Below are 18,151 nucleotides of genomic sequence, written 5' to 3'. Positions count from 1 at the left end.
CTCAGCCAAAGCGATAGCCGAACCCGCGTACTGTCGTCAAATATTCAGGCCGGCTGGGGTCTTGTTCTAGTTTCTCCCGTAACCAGCGGATATGCACATCAACGGTTTTGCTATCCCCCATAAAGTCGGGGCCCCAGATGCGCTCGATGAGTTGCTCCCGAGACCATACGCGCCGTTGGTGAGTCATGAACAACTCCAGGATGCGGAACTCTTTCGGGGAAAGGTTAATCTCTTCGCCCCGTACGAGCACCCGACACTCTTGAGGATAGAGGATAATGTCCTGAAAACGCAAAGCCCGCTCCTCTGAGGCAGTCGGCTCGACATAACGATGTCGGCGCAACAACGCCCGACACCGAGCGACTAACTCTTTCATGCCGAAGGGCTTGGTCAAATAATCATCTGCACCCACTTCCAGACCAACCACTCGGTCAGTCTCGCTGCCCTTAGCACTGAGCATCAGAATAGGGACTCGGTTTCCCTGATTACGGATGAGGCGGCACAGATCTAACCCATTGACGTAGGGCAGCATCAGATCGAGGATGACCAGATCAATCGACGTTTTACCTGAATCCTCACCGGGATGGCACACAATGTCCATGGCGCTCCGCCCATCTTCGGCCACGAACACTTCGTACCCTTCTTCCTGAAGGGCAAGGGCGATGGTATCGCGTATCACATCCTCATCTTCAACCACAAGAACACGTCCCAGGGTCAGAGCTGGTTGAAAGGGATTAGCCGCCTCAAGGGTCAACATAAATTAATGCTCGGGAATGTTGTGAAGATTACATTTGACGCGATTTATGCCGATTCTATCAAAGGACAATTCATTCACAACTATCCTTTTCGTTATTTTTATCCGGTTTTTAGAAACCTGTAAAAGTGGAGTAACAGCCTCCACAGAATGTTGTCTTCGTCAATAGATTGTTACTCCGATCTTAAGTTTTTTGAGGTTACTATGCGCAACTTTTATATACCCAAAGTAAGGTTTTGGAAAAACCCTATAACCCGTTTCGATTTATAGGGCATAAGTAGATGTGCAGCTTTATCCCACATCCATCTCTTGTTACTTCACAACCTGAAAAACGCAGTAACAGCAGTTACTGCCCGCAGCATCGATCGATACCTAAACTGTCTAATAACAGTTCACTGACAGCGTTCGCTACCGCAAATTCACTAAAGAAGCTACGGGAGAAATCAAATCCCTGCATCTCTGTGACCAGTGCAATCACAAGGGAACCTAGATCGTTTTCCCCTTCCAACCGTTGTCTGACGTAGACCTGGGCAGCCCGTTCGGCAATGGAGGCGTTGACGGCCTCTGGGATAAACTCATCATCGAGCCAGCGATGCAGGGATTGCTGAAGCCAAATCCCCTCTTGAGGGGCATTGGTGGCGGGGGGTAAGGTAATCGGTTGAATGGGTTCTACCATAAGGAGCACCTTAACGATGAGGCCAGTACGTACGAGTGATCAGCATTGTACGAAATCCCGGAGTCTATGCCACCCTGGAGAAGCTAGCCTCTGTCTTCGAAGTTGTTTTGTCTACGCAAACCGCGCACAAAAGCAACCATTCCTACAGCCAGCCTTAAATCACTCCCTAGCCTCTCGTTGTGGATTGCAATGATTTCGAGTCGTTACGATATCGCCATCATCGTGCAGAACTATGCCCGTGGCTACTTCCTCATGGCAGACGAAACAGGCCGTAACCTGGGCTGGTACAGTAGCCGAGAACGCACGCTGATTCCCTTGGATGAACGCTTTCGCTATCCGCGATCGCTCCGCCGTGCCCTTAACCAGGAACGGTTTCAGGTTGCCATCGATCGTGACTTCTCCGCTGTGGTGGAAGGTTGTGCCGATCGCGAGTCCACCTGGATTTCAGATGAACTGAAGGAAATTTACTGGGATTTGCACCGAGCCGGTATTGCCCACAGTTTCGAAACCTGGCAGGGAGATGAACTGGCAGGCGGCGTCCTTGGTCTCGTCATTGGTGGCGCGTTTATTGGGGAGTCGATGTTCTATCGCATACCTGAAGGCTCAAAGGTGGCGTTAGTGAAGCTGGTGGAATGGTTGCGATCGCGCCAGTTCGTTCTCTTCGATGCTCAAATGATGAACCCTCATTTGGAACGCTTTGGGGCCTACATTGTGAACAACAAAGAGTACGGACAGTTGTTGAAAACGGCATTGAAGCAGCCGAAAAAGTTTTGTTGAATTTGGGGGCCATGATAGGCCTCATTCAACGACTAACGCAGCGCAAACTTCCGTACGGCGAACAAGCTTCCCATCAAGCCGACAGAACTGCCCAGGCTCAGTAAAGAAATGGGAAGCAGCACGGCCTTATCAGGGCTCAGCTTCAGGCCGTTCGCCAGAAATTGGATGAAATCAGCCTGTTGAGCTAGCAAGCCTTGCAGAAACTCTTGCACACCGGTGATCAGCCCCCAAGCCATGAGCGCTCCTACAATGCCAAAGGTGATGCCTTGAAGGATAAAGGGGAAATAAATCCAGGTGGCGGTAGCTCCCACCAGCTGCATAACTTCGATTTCGCGACGACGGGCCATAACGATGAGGCGAATGGTCGTGGAGATGACGGCGATCGCCGTTAACGACAGCATGGAGATTAACCCCAGGCTGACCCAATTCAACCCTCGGTTTAACTGTGAAATGCGCTGTACCGCTTCTGCCACATACAGCACCTCATCGACCCCTGAAATTTGGCCAATCTGCATGGCTAACCCGGATACCTGTTCGGGCTCCTGTGCCTTGACTGTAATCTGATCGACCAGTGGGTTTCCATTCAGTTGCGCCGTCGCCCCCTGAATATCGGAGATGCCCATCTCCTGCACCAACGATTCCCAGGCTTGCTCTTTAGGCGTGATACGAATGTCAGTGACCGAGGGATATTGCCGAACGACAGATTCGATGGTGTCAGCCTGTACTCCCGTGTCTAGAAAAACCGAAATTTCGAGTTGGCTTCCGAATTGGTTGAGTAGTGCTTCTAACTGCCAGGAAGCTTGTAGGCTGATGCCAAACAGAAAGAGCAGTACAGTTACCGTACTGACGGCGGCCCAGTTCATCCACCCGCCTCGCTTGAGGCCCAAGAAGGTTTCGCGTAGTAAGTAGTCAGATTTGTTCAGCAGTTTCAGCATGGCGGGCGGGGAGAGCGACGACGATTTTCTTAAGCAAGTGGGTGATTTCAAATGGAAAGTCGGTGCAGGCGAGCCTGAGCAGAACCGTCCTAATCCGTTGAATGTCTGACGTTGACATTAATTGTTCTACAGTCTACTGATTTTCGTCCGTCCGTCTACCCATCCGGACTAGCAGAAATTTTCATATGGGGTTCACAACCGAATTCGGCATGTTTCAAATGTGTGGATGGGGTGTGGTGAAAGGGGCACTTCGTGCCCCTTTCACCACACCCCATCCACACGTCTAGAACACTACCGGATTTGAGAAGCGTGGCCCGAACAGATGTCCGACTTGATCATAGAGGGGAGATGATCCTCCTATTCGGGCGGTAAATTTATTAAGATGGAAAGTGTAGAGAAAGATGACAACCTGGCGCAACTGCTCATGACTGCTCAAATTCTAGTCGAGAAGAAAAAGCTGGCAAAACCGCCTTTAGAACTGCACTATTTGGGCGATCGCGTGTTGCGTCAGCCCGCCAAGCGCATCACAAAAATTGACAACGAAATTCGTCAGTTGGCGCGGGATATGCTGCAAACCATGTACAGCAACGATGGCATTGGTTTAGCTGCGCCTCAGGTCGGTGTTAACAAGCAACTGTTGGTGGTAGATATCGAGCTTGATGATCCCGCCAAGCCTCCCCTGATTATGATTAACCCCACCATTGTTCGTGCGAGTCAGGAACAATGTGTGATTCAGGAGGGCTGTCTCAGCATTCCCGGTGTATTTCTGGATGTGACCCGTCCTGACGAGATTGAAGTGTCCTACAAGGATGAGAACGGGCGGCCCCAGAAACTTGTGGCAACAGATTTGCTGGCCCGAGTAATTCAGCACGAAATGGATCACCTGAACGGTGTCATGTTCGTCGATCGGGTAGACAATGCCCTGGCTCTCAATCAGGAATTGGACAAGCACGGCTTCTCAATGCAAGCGGTTAAACCCGTCGAAGAGTAAAGCCCTAAGGGCTCATTTTCCGTGGGCGAAGTCCACGGAAAATGAGCCTTTTTGAAAATTTTTAGGCATTTTTGAATGGTACAGTTTGCTTCATAGAGATGAACCTAGCTCATTTCTATAAATCATAGAACTGTACCCATCGCCTGATAATGTGGTGAGGAGCGAGAGGCAAAACCTTTATGATGACCCCAAAAAGTGGCCTGTTTTTAGCGGTTTCCTGCGTGGCAGCGATCGCCGCCGTTGGTTCTGTATTTGAGTTATCTTCTGGGATACCTCAGCTCGGAGCCCCCGTTACCTCTGTCATTCTGGCCCTTAGCATTCCGGTCACCATTGGTAGCTTTTTGGCAGCGGTGCAAGACGCCCGCGCAAACCAGTAAACCAACCCTTCACATTGGGGAGGCGGTATGGCTGGCTCCGAACCGACCTCAGCGGTTTTGCAGCAGGTCTATCCAGCTGAAGGAACGGCCACTCTATATCCCCTAGCGACCCAAAGAGATTTTTTAATTGGGCGCGACCCAAGCTGTCAAATTTCTCTACCCTTCGAGCATGGTGGCGTTTCTCGCTTCCATGCTCGTTTGACATTTAGTTCCGATTCCGAGGGCTGGCAGCTTTGCGACCTCAACAGTACCAATGGTACGTACTTAAATGGTCATCGGCTGCAAGGATGCCGGATGTTGAGAGTGGGTGATCGCATCCGTTTAGGTCACCACGGTCCGCAATTTGTATTTACAGAAGCGAATGCTCCAGTTCCTACGCCAGTCCAAAGACCCGTTAGCGACCCGGTCACCTTTAGCCAACTCTTCCCCATCTTCTCTACGGCGGGTGATCTGGAGCATAAAGCTTATTTGATTCCCGGCATCATCACTGTGACAGTAGCCGTTGTGCTCTTCATGGCTGTAGGAAATGTGGGTCTCTTTAATGGCGTTCTGGCCCTTTATCTAGCTCTGGCTGCTTACTACGTGGTGTACCAGTTGTGTGGCAAGCATAAGCCGCTCTGGTTACCTGTCGTGACGGCTCTGCTAATGGCTGGCATTCTGCGTAGCCCTGTACTGAATGGGTTTATACAGGTGTTCCGTGTCTGGCTACCGGGCAGTGCTAATCCCAGTACCGCTGCCCAACAGCCTCTCTGGTTTCTCCTCCAAATGTTTATTGGTACAGGAGTTATGGAGGAACTGCTGAAAGCGTTACCTATTCTCCTATTCTGGCTCATTGGTTGGGCTCTGCGCCCCTCTACGCCCTCGTCCCCTCGCTCCCTCGCGGCTCAAATTGGTGTCTGGGAACCCCTTGACGGTATCCTACTGGGGACGGCCGCTGCTGTTGGTTTTACCCTGTTTGAGAGCCTTGGCTACTATGTCCCCTCGATGATTCAAAGTGGCTCAGAGCTAGAGCAATTGTCGGGGATGCAAGTATTGATTGCCCGAGTACTGGGGTCGATTTCTGGCCACTTGGCCTATAGCGGAACCTTCGGGTATTTCATTGGCTTGAGTGTATTAAAGCGATCGCACACCCCTCGCATTCTGGGCACCGGCTTACTCACAGCTGCCCTTCTCCATACTCTCTGGAATGTCAGTGGTTTGGTCAGTCCCATTGCTCTGGCAGTGGTAGGTAGCCTTTCCTACGCGTTCTTGGGAGCCGCTATCTTACAGGCGCGATCGCTCTCCCCTGATCGTGCGAATAATTTTGCGACTCGATTCAAGCCCCCTTCGTCGGATTAATCAGGATTTACGCGTTGGTGGGGTGTGCGTCGCACACCCCACCAACGCGTAAATCCTGCCAAATGGAAAACCCCCATTGCTGTTGTAGGAACGAAAAGCAACGTCGCTGCAGCAGTAATGGGGGTTCATGAGGCCAGTATTTTAGGCGCCAGGATGAGACTGTTGATTGAGGACGTAGCGGGCGATCGCCAAGCTAAGCCGAGCCTGCTCAATCTCCGAGAGCGCCTCCCAAGCTTCGCAGCGTACAGATTGCAGAGTGCCTTCCAAAATAGTGGAATCTCCACTCCGCATGGCGACCGCAAAGGGACGAGCCAGAACATAGAGGTCATCATCGGCCCAGGTAGGAAGCAGATCTTGAACGCAAAGTACCAGTTGGTCTGCCAGCGCCAGGTTATCAGCCAATACCTGACGAGCACGACGCACAATCCCTTCCAGCAAGTTGCTGGGAACCTGAGCGGAGAACCGCTGGAAGATCTCAGTTGGGAAAATAACGCCCAAATCAACAGCGGGTGAAGCCGTTTCCCAAAGTTGGTCAAATTGGTCAGATAGGCTGCTTACATAGGGCTGAAACTCTTCTGTCGACCACGTATCGGCGATTTCCTGCTCCAGGGCTTCACAGTAAGACCATACATCGGGGTCAGCAGGATTCCAGGGGTAGGTGGGGGAGGTTTGATCGAGCAGTAGCTCAATCAGTTCTAACTCTGCTACAGCCTGAGATGGAATCGATAGGGGACGGACAGAATCGCTTGCCATAGGGACCATGCTCCAAATTTCTAATGCGCCGGGCGTTATCGCCATCCCTGACTACAGGGTTTTCTGTGGCAGTTCCGCAACTGGCTGAAAAATTTTCTCGAAATCACCCGATTTAGTAACTTATAGAATTAATCCGAGTCTTACATCTCGTCAACGAGAAACTCAACTTTGTGAGTTCCAAAACACAGTTGGGTGCGGCTTCTAAGGGGAACTTCCTGTTGATGAATCTTATACCATCGGTTGTCCGACCGTAGCATCAACGTTCCAAATCGCGAAAAATCTCGTAGGAAGTAGCCGGACTGCATCTCTCCTCCATCCGCAGCATCCCGATAGAAAATTTCGGCGTGGCGGCGAGAAACCCCTGCCCCCCTTAAGACCAGGTCATTGTTATCGAGGGAGCCAATGCGCATCCGGCCACCCTGGATGGGCCAGGGAGTTTCAATGGTCTCAAGCGATCGCAAATAAGCCGGAGGAATTTGCAAACCCATCATGTGCGATGGCGTGTCGGGAGGCATCTGCGTCGTCGCAGAATCATGCACTGGCCTGAGGAGCTCGCCGTTAAATTCTGGGTGCATATACAGCACCGGCAAACTCCAGGCTGGGGAATTAAAGCGGTAGAGCGTAAGTAAGTGTTGCCGGGCCACAGCAACGGCCGCATCAATGGGAGAGCGATCGGAGAGCGATCGCGCAAACCGCTGAATAAAGCTCAAAGCTTCGTTATCGGCAATGGTGTCGCGCATCCCCAGCACTGCCGGAACACCATGGTGAATGAGCACCTCGGCTAAACTGCTGCGAGGAATAAATGCCCCATTCCGCATGTCGGGCTGCGCCCCCCAGCAGGCATTGAACACGGCTAGCTTGACACGACAGCGGGTCAGCAATTGGGCCAGTTCGGTGCCATTTAACGTGGCATCGGGGCGGAGATAGAGCAGTCCACCATCTGGCCCTGGCATCCCGTGGCCGCTGTAGAACAATACGTTATAGTGTTTGCGTTCTAAATAGCGCGTCAACTCTGCCGGGGTGGGCTGTACCAAAATATCGACTTCACAGTGGGCAGAATTGCGCCAGTTTGCGCCGATAGAGATGTCGCTGCCGCTCCGGAAGGCCTGGGCGATCGCCTCCGCCTCGGCTTCCAGGTTCAGTGGCTTCTCTACCTCAAAGGGCGACTCTGTGCCGAGGGCCTTGACCCCTTGCACCAGCAAAATGTTTAAGCTCCGATCCTCCTCCCCCAGCACTAGGGGATCAACGTCGTAGGTCGTACGGCTAAACAGTAATTGCTCATGGTGCAGACCCATAGCCCGTTGCCCCGGGCGAGATTGCATAATTTCCCAGGGAATCGTCACCAGGTTCGGATCTCGAATTTCCAGACGGAGCCGCAGGGGTTGTTCCATCCCCATGGAAATGCCTCGACTCTGATCCAGACTATTCTGAATCGGTCCATCAAACAGCCACTCCCAGAGCATAATGCCCAGGTATTGCATCAAGCGACTGGTGTAGTTGGTTGGAATTTCCTCATTGCCCTCAGGGGTCGGAAATTGCAACCGGGGTAAATTTTGAACGTCGGGTAATGGTTGTGACGAAAACAAAGCCTGCCATGCTTGCCAGGATTTATTTAGAGGTTCAGTCCAGGTTTGATCGTTATGAGCATAGCCCGCCTGATGGGGTGCCTGAATCACCCAAATCGCGTAGTGGTTGGACTGGGCGGTGGCATTGAGGCGGTCGATCGCCAGTCTTAAACAAGGATTTTCAGGCATGAAGGGAAGACTGTGGACTGCTCAGCCGTCGAAAACAGACGATGATTCGGATTACCCTCTAGTTTATCCGGTTCTTTCCCGAAATCCATAGAATCCCGGTAGCGCTCTTCAGTAATGAAGAGTTTGCTTCAGTTTGCGCTACTTTTGCGCTTCCTGTAAGGTTCAGTCGCAATTATTGCAAAAACGCCGGTGACATCAGCGCTTTTGCAATAAGTTGATAGAACTCTAGCCGAGAGGAGGAGGAGTTGGGGTCGGGGTTTGAGGTGAGAGGGGGGTAGCGGTGGGGCCGCAGGGTGAGCCAGCGATCGCTTCTGTTGCTACCGGCATGGCTCGGGGCAACAGCTCAGCTTCTTGCACCCATCCTTCTTCTCCAAGTTGTGGCACAAGGGTTAGGCTGGCCACTTCCGTTGGAGGAGGGGCAGCCGTCGATTCGGAACCCAGAGAGCACACCTGCACCCGTAGCCAGGGTGTGCCTTCGATAGAGGGCTTCTCAATGACTTGAAGCACAGTCCCAGGTGTGATGGATTTCCCCGCAGCATCGCCTAATTGAGGTTGTGGAAATAGCCCCAGGGGTGCAGGATTGCTCGTATTTACGCGACCAACCTGAATCACAGCAGATGGGGCTAAAGGAGAGGGAGCTGTCGAGCTTGGTGATGGCTGAGGTGTAGATGTAGGAGATGGATCAGATGCCAGGAAACCGGCCCCCCTCAATATGGGTAGGAGCAGATAGGCCAGCACCCCTACCAGCACAGTAGCAAAGACCAGGCTGAGAAACAGCGGCACGGGGCGACGAGGGGCCGGCTCGACTACTGTCGCTGTGGGCGCAACGACCTGGGTAGCCGTTGGGGTCGTAGTCGGCGACGGAGCAGACAAAACTGCTTGAGGCTCCTTGGCCACTGGAATCGGCACGTCGCCTAAAGTCGAACTCATATAATTCGTAATCAGCTCCCGATCTGCGGATGCATCGGGTACCTGGTAATGAACGACAGCAACGGTAACGTTGTCGTGACCATTGAGGGTGTTTGCAAGCTCAACCAGCCGTTGACTGACGCCCACTAAATCGGCCTGCCCTCGCAACACCGGCAGGAGATTGGTATCCCAATACTCCTCGACGCGATCGCCATCACTGAGCCCATCCGAGCAGAACAACAGCACACTGTCCTCATCAATCAGCAGCCGTTGTACGGTTGGGTGTAACAGGCTGGAGCCACTCATCCCCAGAGCTTGCACCAGAGACCCTGCATTGGGGTGCTGTAGAGCCTGCCGGTAGAAGTTGTAACCCAGCCGCATTTGGCGAGATGCCACGTCATCGTCAAGGGTAATCTGGTGGCACCCCCAGGGGGTGATCCAATACGCACGGCTGTCCCCCACATGGCCGACATAAAGCTCCTGATGTTTGATCAGTCCCATAACCAGGGTTGTGCCCATGCGCTGGCGGTCTTGCCGCTGCTCGTCGTCATTGCGCTGGCTGATGCGGTCATTGGCGATCGCCACACTCTCATCGATGGCATAGGCGATTGCTTCAGGGCTCAGGGTGACGACGGGTAAGTTCTGAAGCTTCTGGTAAACAGCTGCGATGGCCAAATTAGATGCCACATCGCCGCCCTGATGCCCGCCGATCCCGTCACACACAATAGCCAGCGGGCTGGAGGGTTGCCCACTTTGTAAAATCTCAGATTGAAGTGTGCCGCTGGCGGGGTAGCACGCATCTTCATTCCGCGATCGCGTTGGCCCCTGATCAGTCTGAGTCGCAATGTGAATGTGGCGTGGCTTACCTCGATTGGCGATCGCAATCTGCTGGTCGAGTTCTTCGATCAGGGCGATCGAGCTGTTGATTCTACCCTCCAGCAGGCCTGCACTTAACGTATTGAGAAATGCTGCAATGTCAGGTTGAGCGCTGCGTTGCCAGGTTTGCCAAAGCTGCCCTAAATGGGCCAATGTAGCAGGCTGATCGGGGTGGTCTGAGCGTAATTCTAAGATGCGTAAAAGGCAGCCCTCAACCCGCAGCAACTCTGGTGTGAGTAATGTAGAGCCGACTCCCTCACGGACCATCGGTTCCCACAAATTCGCGATTTGCCAGAGCCAGGACAGTTGCCGTCGTCCGGATACCTTTTCCCAGAGTGGCGTGATCGCCGGAAGCACAGCAACTGTTGAGGGATTTCCTTTAGAGCTGCTGACCGAACGCTCAGGTTGCCAGAGGGCGGCTTCCTCCAGCAACAGCAAGTTTGCGTTCCCGGAGGTTGGGTCTTGAGGAATCAAGTCATAGGCCAGGGGGATGTGCAGCCGCAGGGCCGCAAGTCGCAGATAAGCCAGAAGAAAATCTGGCAACTCTTCAATGCTGGCGATGGGAGGATAGCCGGGTAGGGTATCGAGGAAGATACCGTTACCTTTGCTAAGGTAGCGATCGCCCAGCAAACGGCCTGCTTCGGGTGCAGGGGATGTCAGACCTGCGGCCCATAGGTAACGATAGGGCAGCGGCGAATGACACTGCTGGCAAATACGAGTTCCCTCAAGGTTAAGGGTTTGGCAAGTTGGATTGGGGCAATACAGCATGAACCGGGCGTGGCACCTGAATACCACAGGAATCGGTCTTATCAGGATAGCCTAGCCCTTTCAAGATGGCGCTAATTTCCTGCGAAGATCGGTTTTCTATCAATAGGATTGAATTTTTTTGGGATGTATTGCACGACAATCGGGTTTGAACATTCTGGTAGATGTGGTGGATAGCACCGAACTCATTTACCAGAATGCCCATGGATAGTGACTTCCATAAGCCCTAGAACGATGAACTCTGCATAGTCTTGAAAAAACAAGTTGTGTGCGGCATAAGGTGCCCCACACAACGGATCGTTTCACTCAATTGAATGACCGACAGAGATTAGACGTTGATGTCTTCCGCAACCCGAGGCATGCCGAGACTATAGTTACGGACACGGCTCTGTAGGTTATAAGTGATTTGGCCCTCGTGGAGGAGCGATCGCACAAAATGCTCTAGATCTGAGCCAATACGACGGAGGTTGTAGTCGTTCAGGTCTTCTCCGTCATAGGAGGCCACCAGCTCGTCAAATTTATGATAGACCGCTTGCAACGCCGTATCATTCCAATTCAGCTCATTGTCTGGGTCGACATCCAACGTGAGCTTGTCAGGGACGGGCACCAGTTCGTCGTTCTGGATTTCGGCAGAAAAGATACGAATATGGCGGGTGGTGGACTTAAACATGGTTAGGGTGTCGTGCGAAACGAAACTTAACTGCCATTCTACTGGCTTGACCTACGTTATCGTAGATCAGCCCTTGCATCGAACCCAAAGATTCTTCCAAGCGTCATCATAGAAACAACGCTCAGGTAGTGGCTCACGCCCTAGACAACCGATGGAACAGAATTCCCGCCCGCCAAACTCCTCCCATCCGGCTTCTCGTTTCTTCTACAATCTGTCACTCATGCTGACGGGAGGGCTGGTCATTACGGGGTTGCTGATCGGTTCTGGTCTATTGCGGGATGGAGCGAGCCTATTAGGGGGAGTAAGGCGAGTTCTACCCCCGTTGCAGAACCCTGTGCAGGAGTCTGAGCCCAAGGTGGATGTGCAGTCCGTCGTGGTTCAGCAGGTGCAGGGCATGAGTGAGTTAACGACAGCAAAGTTTACGATGCAGGCCGTGGTGCCAACATCGCGCGATCGCACCTTTGCTGGATATAGGGTCGGTTCCACTACTCTCCTCTACATCGCCCATGGAGAAGTGAGGGCGGGAATTGACCTCTCTCAAATAACGCGCGAGAACGTGCAACTGGCCGACAACAACGCCCTCACCATTCAGTTGCCACCCCCCAAGATTTTAGATAGCAAAATTGATGTCAACCGCTCTCAGGTGTACGATTACGATCGCGGCTTCCTCGGCCTTGGCCCCGATGCAGCTCCCGAACTGCAACAACTAGCGCAACAACAAACCCTTCAACAGGTTGTTTCCGCTGCCTGTAACGAAGGTATTTTGCAGGAAGCCAATACCCGTGCTGAACTCGCTATTCGGCAGCTCCTCACCACAACAGGCTACGGCGCTGTGACGGTTCTGACCCAGGCACCACCGCCGGGTTCCTGCGTAGCGCCATCGCCTACAGCACCTGCCGCAGCCACAACCCCGACAGCCCCCTCAGCTCCTCCTCCAGCGACAGCTCCTCCGGCGGTAGCTCCTTCGGTGGCAGCTCCTTCGGTAGCCCCAGCAACTCAGGCTCCGGCCAACTCTACAGTTCCATCCTCACCATCCTCTCAACCCCTGCCTGCGGAACCCCTGCCTGCAAATCCCTCCAATCCATTGCCCCAGACAGCACCCAACCCACCCTTAGGCTAACCTCAGTTCCGGTTAAGGGCCTTTTAGCTTATTCCGAATTGAGGTTAGGTTAACCTCAATTCGGGTTAAGGGCGTTTTCGAGTGCCGCGCATTGCGCGGCACTCGAAAACGCTTACGCCAAAATAAGCACTTCAGCTTATCCCGAACTGCAGTTAGGTTAGTATCTTGGGTCGCACTGCAACCGATTGAACGAGTAACTCACGTTCATCTGCTCAGGTCAGGATGGCTCCACCCATGAGCTTGGCATAGCGGCGGCGCAACTCTTCCTTCATGGGCAGCCAGCGTTGAATGGTTGGGTCAAGTTCCATTACCCGTTCAGCAGCCTGGCGTGCCAGTTGTAACACCTCCTGGTCATCTACCAGACTCGCGAGGGCTAGATCGGGGAGTCCTGACTGCCGGGTGCCTAGCACTTCCCCTGGCCCCCGGAAGCGCAAATCCATTTCAGAGATGAAGAAGCCGTCCTGAGATTGCTCCAGCACTTTCAGTCGCTGGCGAGCGGTTTCCGATTTCGTGCTGGACATCAGCAGACAGAAGGACTGCTCGGCTCCTCGACCAACACGTCCCCGCAACTGGTGTAACTGGGAGAGCCCGAACCGTTCTGCATGTTCAATCAGCATGACAGTGGCGTTGGGTACGTCAACCCCAACTTCCACCACTGTTGTGGACACTAGCAGTTGTGTTTCGTTGTTGCGGAAGCGATTGATGGCATCGTCCTTCTCGGCAGAGGTCATGCGTCCATGAAGCAGGCCCACTGAAAATTCAGGGAAGACCAGTTCTTGCAAATGTTGGTGTTCTTCGATCGCTGATTTTAGATCCAGCTTCTCGGATTCCTCGACCAGGGGCAGTACCACGTAGACCTGACGGCCCTGCGCAACTTCGCGGCGGATCAGGTCGTAGGCGTGCGATCGCTCTCTCCCAGACAGCGCGGTCGTCTGAATCGCCTTTCGGCCTGGCGGTAACTCATCAATCTGGCTCACATCCAGATCCCCATGCAGGGTTAGAGCCAAAGTGCGAGGAATTGGCGTGGCCGTCATTGTTAACACATGGGGGTTTTCGCCCTTTTGCTGGAGTCGTGCCCGTTGCTGCACTCCAAAGCGGTGCTGCTCGTCAATCACCACCAATCCCAACCGGGCAAACTGTACGGGGTCTTCGATTAGCGCATGGGTGCCTACAAGTAACGGCAATTCACCTGTTGCCAGCTGAGCTAGCATCGGCCTGCGCTGGCTGGTTTTCGTCGAGCCAGTCAACAACTCTACAGGCAGGTGGAGCAGGTTGAACCAGCTCACCAGTTTGCGGTAATGCTGCTCTGCTAACACTTCTGTGGGGGCCATCAAGGCCGCCTGATAACCGGCTTGAATGGCGGCGAGAATTGCCACTACCCCCACAACGGTCTTACCAGAACCCACATCCCCCTGAACAATGCGATTCATGGGCGTAGGCTTCTGCAAGTCCGCCAAAATTTCATTGACAACTCGCTGCTGGGCCTGAGTCAGACTAAAGGGCAATACCTTGTAGAACTCATCGATCAACGCTCCAGTAGGCGGCAGCACGACCCCAGTCATGCGCTCTTGATGAGCCTGACGACGCTGTAGCAACCCCAGTTGTAGATAGAAGAATTCGTCAAAAACTAAGCGATGTCGAGCTTCTGCCAAAGCCTCACCGGAAGGAGGATAGTGAATTTGGCTAATGGCATCCTGCAATCCCATCAAGTCATATTTCTCCCGCAGGGGTTCCGGGAGCGGGTCGATGATTTGTGTGACTGCTGGCAATGCACCAATCACAGCCTTACGCACCAGATCCGCGGCTACCCCTTCTGTCAGGGGGTAAATCGGCAGTACCCGACCTACTTTGTTGGATTCGATGGACGCGCCAACGTGGTCAATGACTTCAATTTCAGGATTGTCCAGGGTAATGCCGTAGCGCCCTTCTTTCACCAGGCCCGAAGCCGCAATCACAGCACCAGGGGGGTATTGTTTCTTTTGTTGTTCCTGCCAGCCCCGACTACTAAAGCGACTTCCAGCTAGAAACTTACTGATTTTGAGTTGCCCGGTAGAATCCCGCACCACCAATTCCAGGATGGTGAGTTTAGAGTTTTTGGGACTGACGAAGCAGGTACACCGCTTCACGGTGGCTACCAGGGTTACAGTCTCTCCGGCTTTTAGCTGGCGGATATTGACCTGATTACCATAATCAATGTGGTCACGGGGGTAGTAGAACAGCAAGTCACGGACTGTATAAATCCCCAGTTTGCTCAGTTTTTCGGCATTTTTGGGACCGATACCAGGGAGGTATGTAACGGCTTGCTCCAACTCAACCCGGCGTTTTTTATCAACGAGCGGTGTTGTTTTGGGCGATTTGGGTGCAGGTTCAGGGGCAGGTGGGTCGAGCGATCGCCGCGACTCATACAACACCCGCCGTGTCTCTGCGACCAGATGCCGCCGTTGACCTTCTGACAAATCGGGGTAGCGGCTGAACCGGGACGCCATATCCCGTAAGCGTTCCTGTTCAGGTTGTGCCAATTCTGAAGGTGGTTCCTTCAAACTCAAGTGCAAAAATTCGCTGAACCGATGCTCTCGGCCCACCAGATCGCCAAACCCTCGATCAGCTTCCAATTCTAGTGCTTTTTGCAGGCGAGACCAGTCCATAGCAGCGGTTGATGGCGGAGATTAGTCTTCGTACCAGCTGGATCGCCAGGCTAATTCGGCCTGGGCGATCGCCCGCTCCTTCTGGTTTTTGCGGTAGTCTTTACCCACCTGACTGAGGCGGCCATTGATGGCCCGAAGGCGCGATCGCCAATTCGACAAGATTGGGTTGGCGAATTCTACTTCAGGTAACCGCAAGCGGATAGCCACGACCCGAATCACATCAGACGCTTTTTTCTCTTCGGACTGGGATTCAATGACTAAATTAATCAGGTTTGGCGAACCCGGGGTTGGCTCTGTCATCATGCCTGACTTTACCGCTACTTCTAAAACCGGCTCTGGCAACTGATGAGGCAGAACGTGAGCCTGATGTAAAATTCGGTTGGTTCCATGGGAGAGGCGATGCAGCACCTCCACGATGCCTTCCTCCACCCGTTGCTGCCATTGCACTAAACGGTTCAGTGGGTCGTCTGACGCGGTTGCGGACGAGGGTTCAGGGATGGGTAACTCCATCGTCAGCAATGCCATCATTTCTTCAGGTCCCATCGGTGCGGGCAGGGCAGGTGGCAGGAGCGGTAACTCTTCGTCGCTTGCCTCATCCTGCTCCTCTTCACCGGGAAAGGGTAAGTCGGCTTCGGGAGCTGGGACTTCGCTTTCCGTCGTTTCCTCTGGGGGGTGAAGGAGGGCGAGCAGTTGTTCAGAACTGGTGTTGGCTAGTCGGCGTACTCCTTGTTGTAAATCCTGTCGCTGTTGCAGGGAAAGCGCCAGAAAAGGCTCAGGGTATCCCTGGGTGCAGAGATGATAGGTAGCCAGGATCAGTTGACGGGACACAGCCTCGCTTAAATCTTGCAAATAGTCCGTGTAGACCTGCTCAAATTCCTGGGCGATCGCTCCCAGGGTTTCTTCTAAAGCGGCCAGATCTTTTTCAATGCGTTCGACGGTTCTTGCCATGGTTCCATTAGACACAAAAGCAGGCCAAACGAATGTTCTGACCTGCCCTAATTTAATTCCATGTTATAGCGCTGTACGCGCGGATTGGGGCGTGGGTGTGTGGTCATATAGCAACTACACACCACGAGAATGCCTACTTCTGGCCGGTTTGAGCCGCTACTTCAGCTGCGAAATCGCTCTCTTCTTTCTCGATGCCTTCACCCATAACGAAGCGCACAAAGCGACGGATACGAATGTTTTCGCCGAGGGTCGCAATACGCTCGGTCACAAGCTGTGCAACCGTGATGCTCTGATCACGAATGTAGGGCTGCTCCAGCAACGCCAGCTCTTTCAGGCGCTTATCGATGCGGCCAGCAACGATTTTTTCACGTACGGCAGCAGGCTTGCTGGAAAGGTCATCTTTACCCATCTCAACGGCCTTCTCCCGCTCGACGACATTGGCGGGAATTTCTTCTACAGAGACGTACTCAACGTTAGGCGATGCTGCAATCTGCATCGCTACATCCTTCACCAAATCTTGGAAGGCTTCGTTACGGGCTACGAAGTCGGTCTGGCAGTTCACTTCTACCAGTACACCTACCCGTCCACCGGTGTGGATATAGCTCCCAACCAACCCCTCTGCGGTGGTTTTACCTGCTTTCTTTCCGGCGGAGGCAAGACCTTTCTGCCGCAGCCAGTCGATGGATTTTTCTAGATCTCCATCGTTTTCTGCCAGGGCTTTTTTGCAGTCCATCATCCCTGCGCCAGTGCGATCGCGCAGTTCCTTAACTAGTTTTGCCGATACCTCTGCCATGTCGTTTAATCCCAGTTTCTACAACAGTAGTCGGTCATGGGCAGAACGGAGTTCGGGCAGACTCCCAATCAACCCGGACGGGCAATCCCGCTAGGAGGGCGTAGCCAAGCGCCCCCGTTCTACCCAGAAGTCTATCTATTCTTCAGATTTGCCACCAGCAAAGAGAATATTCTCTTTGCTGGTGGGAATGCTAGCCCAAAAGGCTATTTATTCTTCAGTTTCTTCCTCGGAGTAGTCACCGTCGTAATCGACGTCCTCTTCCGCACCATCGTAATCTTCGAAGTCTTCTTCACCATCTAGCTGGCCATGGCGACCTTCATAGATAGCATCGGCAAGACGGCCCACAATCAGCTTAATGGAGCGGATCGCATCATCGTTCGCAGGAATGGGAATATCCACCATATCGGGGTCACAGTTGGTATCCAACAGAGACACAATGGGGATGCCCAGTTTTTGACATTCCAGCAGAGCGTTGTACTCCCGCTTCTGGTCAACGATAACGACGGCATCAGGCAGCTTACGCATGGACTTGATGCCACCCAGGTACTTTTGCAGCTTCTCCAGCTCACGACGCAGTACCGCGGCTTCTTTCTTGGGCAGCAGATCGAACTGGCCCGTCTCGTAGCGACGCTCCAGTTCCTTCAGGCGCTCGACGCGAGATTTGATGGTGACCCAGTTGGTCAGCATTCCACCCAGCCAGCGCTGGTTAATATAGTAGGAACCGCAGCGAGAAGCTTCTTGAGCGATGATGCCAGCGGCCTGACGCTTGGTGCCAACAAACAAAAACTTTTTGCCAGCCTCAGAAGCGGTACGAACGTAGTCGTAAGCCTCTTCCATGAGTTCAGCAGTCTGCACCAGGTCAATAATATGAACCCCATTACGCGCCGTGTAGATGTAAGGCGACATTTTGGGATTCCAACGGCGGGTCTGATGGCCAAAGTGAACCCCAGACTCCAAAAGTTGAGCCAATGAAACAACGGGCATGAATTGTGACGCTCCTTTCGGGTTTATCCTCCATCCGGCAGTATCACTGAGTAATTTAATACTCAGGACACCCGAAAGCCCGGATGTGC

16 protein-coding genes are annotated in these 18,151 nt (G+C 53.2%); 5 read left to right on the top strand and 11 right to left on the bottom strand.

The features are described 5' to 3' along the window. Nucleotide 1: 1 nt before the first annotated feature. Nucleotides 2-754: a response regulator transcription factor gene (locus H6F91_RS18150; protein ID WP_190773356.1), complete on the bottom strand. Its 753-nt coding sequence runs from the start codon at nucleotides 752-754 to the stop codon at nucleotides 2-4. 343 nt (nucleotides 755-1,097) lie between these two features. Beyond that, the gene (locus H6F91_RS18145; protein ID WP_190773357.1) at nucleotides 1,098-1,427 is read right to left on the bottom strand and encodes a hypothetical protein; all 330 of its coding nucleotides are present in this window, start codon (nucleotides 1,425-1,427) and stop codon (nucleotides 1,098-1,100) included. A 189-nt stretch (nucleotides 1,428-1,616) separates the two neighbouring features. Here H6F91_RS18145 and aat point away from each other — a divergent pair, with 189 nt between their 5' ends. Next, nucleotides 1,617-2,204: a leucyl/phenylalanyl-tRNA--protein transferase gene (aat, locus tag H6F91_RS18140; protein WP_190773358.1), complete on the top strand. Its 588-nt coding sequence runs from the start codon at nucleotides 1,617-1,619 to the stop codon at nucleotides 2,202-2,204. A gap of 32 nt (nucleotides 2,205-2,236) precedes the next feature. On the opposite strand, the gene H6F91_RS18135 is transcribed toward aat, so the two are convergent. Next, nucleotides 2,237-3,139, bottom strand: coding sequence for an ABC transporter permease (locus H6F91_RS18135; RefSeq protein ID WP_190773359.1), 903 nt, complete (start codon nucleotides 3,137-3,139; stop codon nucleotides 2,237-2,239). A gap of 424 nt (nucleotides 3,140-3,563) precedes the next feature. Between H6F91_RS18135 and def the strand changes: the two genes are divergently transcribed. The 3 genes from def to H6F91_RS18120 all read left to right on the top strand — a co-directional run bounded on the left by def (nucleotide 3,564) and on the right by H6F91_RS18120 (nucleotide 5,845). Then, nucleotides 3,564-4,130 (top strand): peptide deformylase, encoded by a 567-nt coding sequence (gene def, locus H6F91_RS18130; protein WP_190773387.1) that lies wholly within the window; start codon nucleotides 3,564-3,566, stop codon nucleotides 4,128-4,130. 182 nt (nucleotides 4,131-4,312) lie between these two features. Further along, the gene (locus H6F91_RS18125; protein WP_190773388.1) at nucleotides 4,313-4,507 is read left to right on the top strand and encodes a hypothetical protein; all 195 of its coding nucleotides are present in this window, start codon (nucleotides 4,313-4,315) and stop codon (nucleotides 4,505-4,507) included. 27 nt (nucleotides 4,508-4,534) lie between these two features. Beyond that, a complete protein-coding gene (locus tag H6F91_RS18120) occupies nucleotides 4,535-5,845 on the top strand; it encodes a PrsW family glutamic-type intramembrane protease (RefSeq protein WP_190773360.1) in 1,311 nt (436 codons plus the stop codon). Between the two features lie 141 nt (nucleotides 5,846-5,986). On the opposite strand, the gene H6F91_RS18115 is transcribed toward H6F91_RS18120, so the two are convergent. The 4 genes from H6F91_RS18115 to H6F91_RS18100 all read right to left on the bottom strand — a co-directional run bounded on the left by H6F91_RS18115 (nucleotide 5,987) and on the right by H6F91_RS18100 (nucleotide 11,572). Next, the gene (locus tag H6F91_RS18115; RefSeq protein ID WP_190773361.1) at nucleotides 5,987-6,598 is read right to left on the bottom strand and encodes a hypothetical protein; all 612 of its coding nucleotides are present in this window, start codon (nucleotides 6,596-6,598) and stop codon (nucleotides 5,987-5,989) included. A gap of 140 nt (nucleotides 6,599-6,738) precedes the next feature. Beyond that, nucleotides 6,739-8,352 carry a CHAT domain-containing protein gene (locus tag H6F91_RS18110; RefSeq protein ID WP_190773362.1) on the bottom strand — a complete coding sequence of 538 codons (1,614 nt, stop codon included), beginning with the start codon at nucleotides 8,350-8,352 and terminating at the stop codon, nucleotides 6,739-6,741. A 225-nt stretch (nucleotides 8,353-8,577) separates the two neighbouring features. Further along, nucleotides 8,578-10,905, bottom strand: a complete 2,328-nt coding sequence (locus tag H6F91_RS18105) for a protein phosphatase 2C domain-containing protein (protein WP_190773363.1) — start codon at nucleotides 10,903-10,905, stop codon at nucleotides 8,578-8,580. Between the two features lie 325 nt (nucleotides 10,906-11,230). Further along, entirely contained in the window at nucleotides 11,231-11,572 is a 342-nt protein-coding gene (locus tag H6F91_RS18100; RefSeq protein WP_190773364.1) for an NAD(P)H-quinone oxidoreductase subunit M, read from the bottom strand. Nucleotides 11,573-11,723: 151 nt separating this feature from the next. Here H6F91_RS18100 and H6F91_RS18095 point away from each other — a divergent pair, with 151 nt between their 5' ends. Continuing rightward, complete coding sequence (locus H6F91_RS18095; protein WP_242035861.1) at nucleotides 11,724-12,692, top strand: DUF4230 domain-containing protein; 969 nt, start codon at nucleotides 11,724-11,726, stop codon at nucleotides 12,690-12,692. Nucleotides 12,693-12,904: 212 nt separating this feature from the next. Here H6F91_RS18095 and recG read toward each other — a convergent pair whose 3' ends face one another. The 4 genes from recG to rpsB form a co-directional block, all read right to left on the bottom strand. Continuing rightward, entirely contained in the window at nucleotides 12,905-15,337 is a 2,433-nt protein-coding gene (gene recG / locus H6F91_RS18090; protein WP_190773365.1) for an ATP-dependent DNA helicase RecG, read from the bottom strand. 21 nt (nucleotides 15,338-15,358) lie between these two features. Continuing rightward, entirely contained in the window at nucleotides 15,359-16,285 is a 927-nt protein-coding gene (locus tag H6F91_RS18085; RefSeq protein ID WP_190773366.1) for a hypothetical protein, read from the bottom strand. Between the two features lie 133 nt (nucleotides 16,286-16,418). Further along, on the bottom strand, nucleotides 16,419-17,078 hold the full coding sequence (gene tsf, locus H6F91_RS18080; RefSeq protein WP_190773367.1) for a translation elongation factor Ts: 660 nt from the start codon (nucleotides 17,076-17,078) through the stop codon (nucleotides 16,419-16,421). 207 nt (nucleotides 17,079-17,285) lie between these two features. After that, nucleotides 17,286-18,062 (bottom strand): 30S ribosomal protein S2, encoded by a 777-nt coding sequence (rpsB, locus tag H6F91_RS18075; protein ID WP_190773368.1) that lies wholly within the window; start codon nucleotides 18,060-18,062, stop codon nucleotides 17,286-17,288. Nucleotides 18,063-18,151: the final 89 nt, after the last annotated feature.

Source organism: Leptolyngbya sp. FACHB-8 (assembly GCF_014695575.1).
Taxonomy (GTDB): Bacteria; Cyanobacteriota; Cyanobacteriia; order Elainellales; family Elainellaceae; genus Vacuolonema.
This window is presented reverse-complemented; position numbering and strand designations above follow the sequence as displayed.

What these genes read in the sequence shown, in the direction of transcription:
- H6F91_RS18095 (WP_242035861.1), top strand. Translation starts at nt 11,724, where the DNA reads ATGGAACAGAATTCCCGCCCGCCAAACTCCTCCCATCCGGCTTCTCGT.
- def (WP_190773387.1), top strand. Translation starts at nt 3,564, where the DNA reads ATGACTGCTCAAATTCTAGTCGAGAAGAAAAAGCTGGCAAAACCGCCT.
- aat (WP_190773358.1), top strand. Translation starts at nt 1,617, where the DNA reads ATGATTTCGAGTCGTTACGATATCGCCATCATCGTGCAGAACTATGCC.
- tsf (WP_190773367.1), bottom strand. Translation starts at nt 17,078, where the DNA reads ATGGCAGAGGTATCGGCAAAACTAGTTAAGGAACTGCGCGATCGCACT.
- H6F91_RS18125 (WP_190773388.1), top strand. Translation starts at nt 4,313, where the DNA reads ATGACCCCAAAAAGTGGCCTGTTTTTAGCGGTTTCCTGCGTGGCAGCG.
- rpsB (WP_190773368.1), bottom strand. Translation starts at nt 18,062, where the DNA reads ATGCCCGTTGTTTCATTGGCTCAACTTTTGGAGTCTGGGGTTCACTTT.
- H6F91_RS18085 (WP_190773366.1), bottom strand. Translation starts at nt 16,285, where the DNA reads ATGGCAAGAACCGTCGAACGCATTGAAAAAGATCTGGCCGCTTTAGAA.
- H6F91_RS18135 (WP_190773359.1), bottom strand. Translation starts at nt 3,139, where the DNA reads ATGCTGAAACTGCTGAACAAATCTGACTACTTACTACGCGAAACCTTC.
- recG (WP_190773365.1), bottom strand. Translation starts at nt 15,337, where the DNA reads ATGGACTGGTCTCGCCTGCAAAAAGCACTAGAATTGGAAGCTGATCGA.
- H6F91_RS18145 (WP_190773357.1), bottom strand. Translation starts at nt 1,427, where the DNA reads ATGGTAGAACCCATTCAACCGATTACCTTACCCCCCGCCACCAATGCC.
- H6F91_RS18115 (WP_190773361.1), bottom strand. Translation starts at nt 6,598, where the DNA reads ATGGCAAGCGATTCTGTCCGTCCCCTATCGATTCCATCTCAGGCTGTA.
- H6F91_RS18150 (WP_190773356.1), bottom strand. Translation starts at nt 754, where the DNA reads ATGTTGACCCTTGAGGCGGCTAATCCCTTTCAACCAGCTCTGACCCTG.
- H6F91_RS18110 (WP_190773362.1), bottom strand. Translation starts at nt 8,352, where the DNA reads ATGCCTGAAAATCCTTGTTTAAGACTGGCGATCGACCGCCTCAATGCC.
- H6F91_RS18105 (WP_190773363.1), bottom strand. Translation starts at nt 10,905, where the DNA reads ATGCTGTATTGCCCCAATCCAACTTGCCAAACCCTTAACCTTGAGGGA.
- H6F91_RS18120 (WP_190773360.1), top strand. Translation starts at nt 4,535, where the DNA reads ATGGCTGGCTCCGAACCGACCTCAGCGGTTTTGCAGCAGGTCTATCCA.
- H6F91_RS18100 (WP_190773364.1), bottom strand. Translation starts at nt 11,572, where the DNA reads ATGTTTAAGTCCACCACCCGCCATATTCGTATCTTTTCTGCCGAAATC.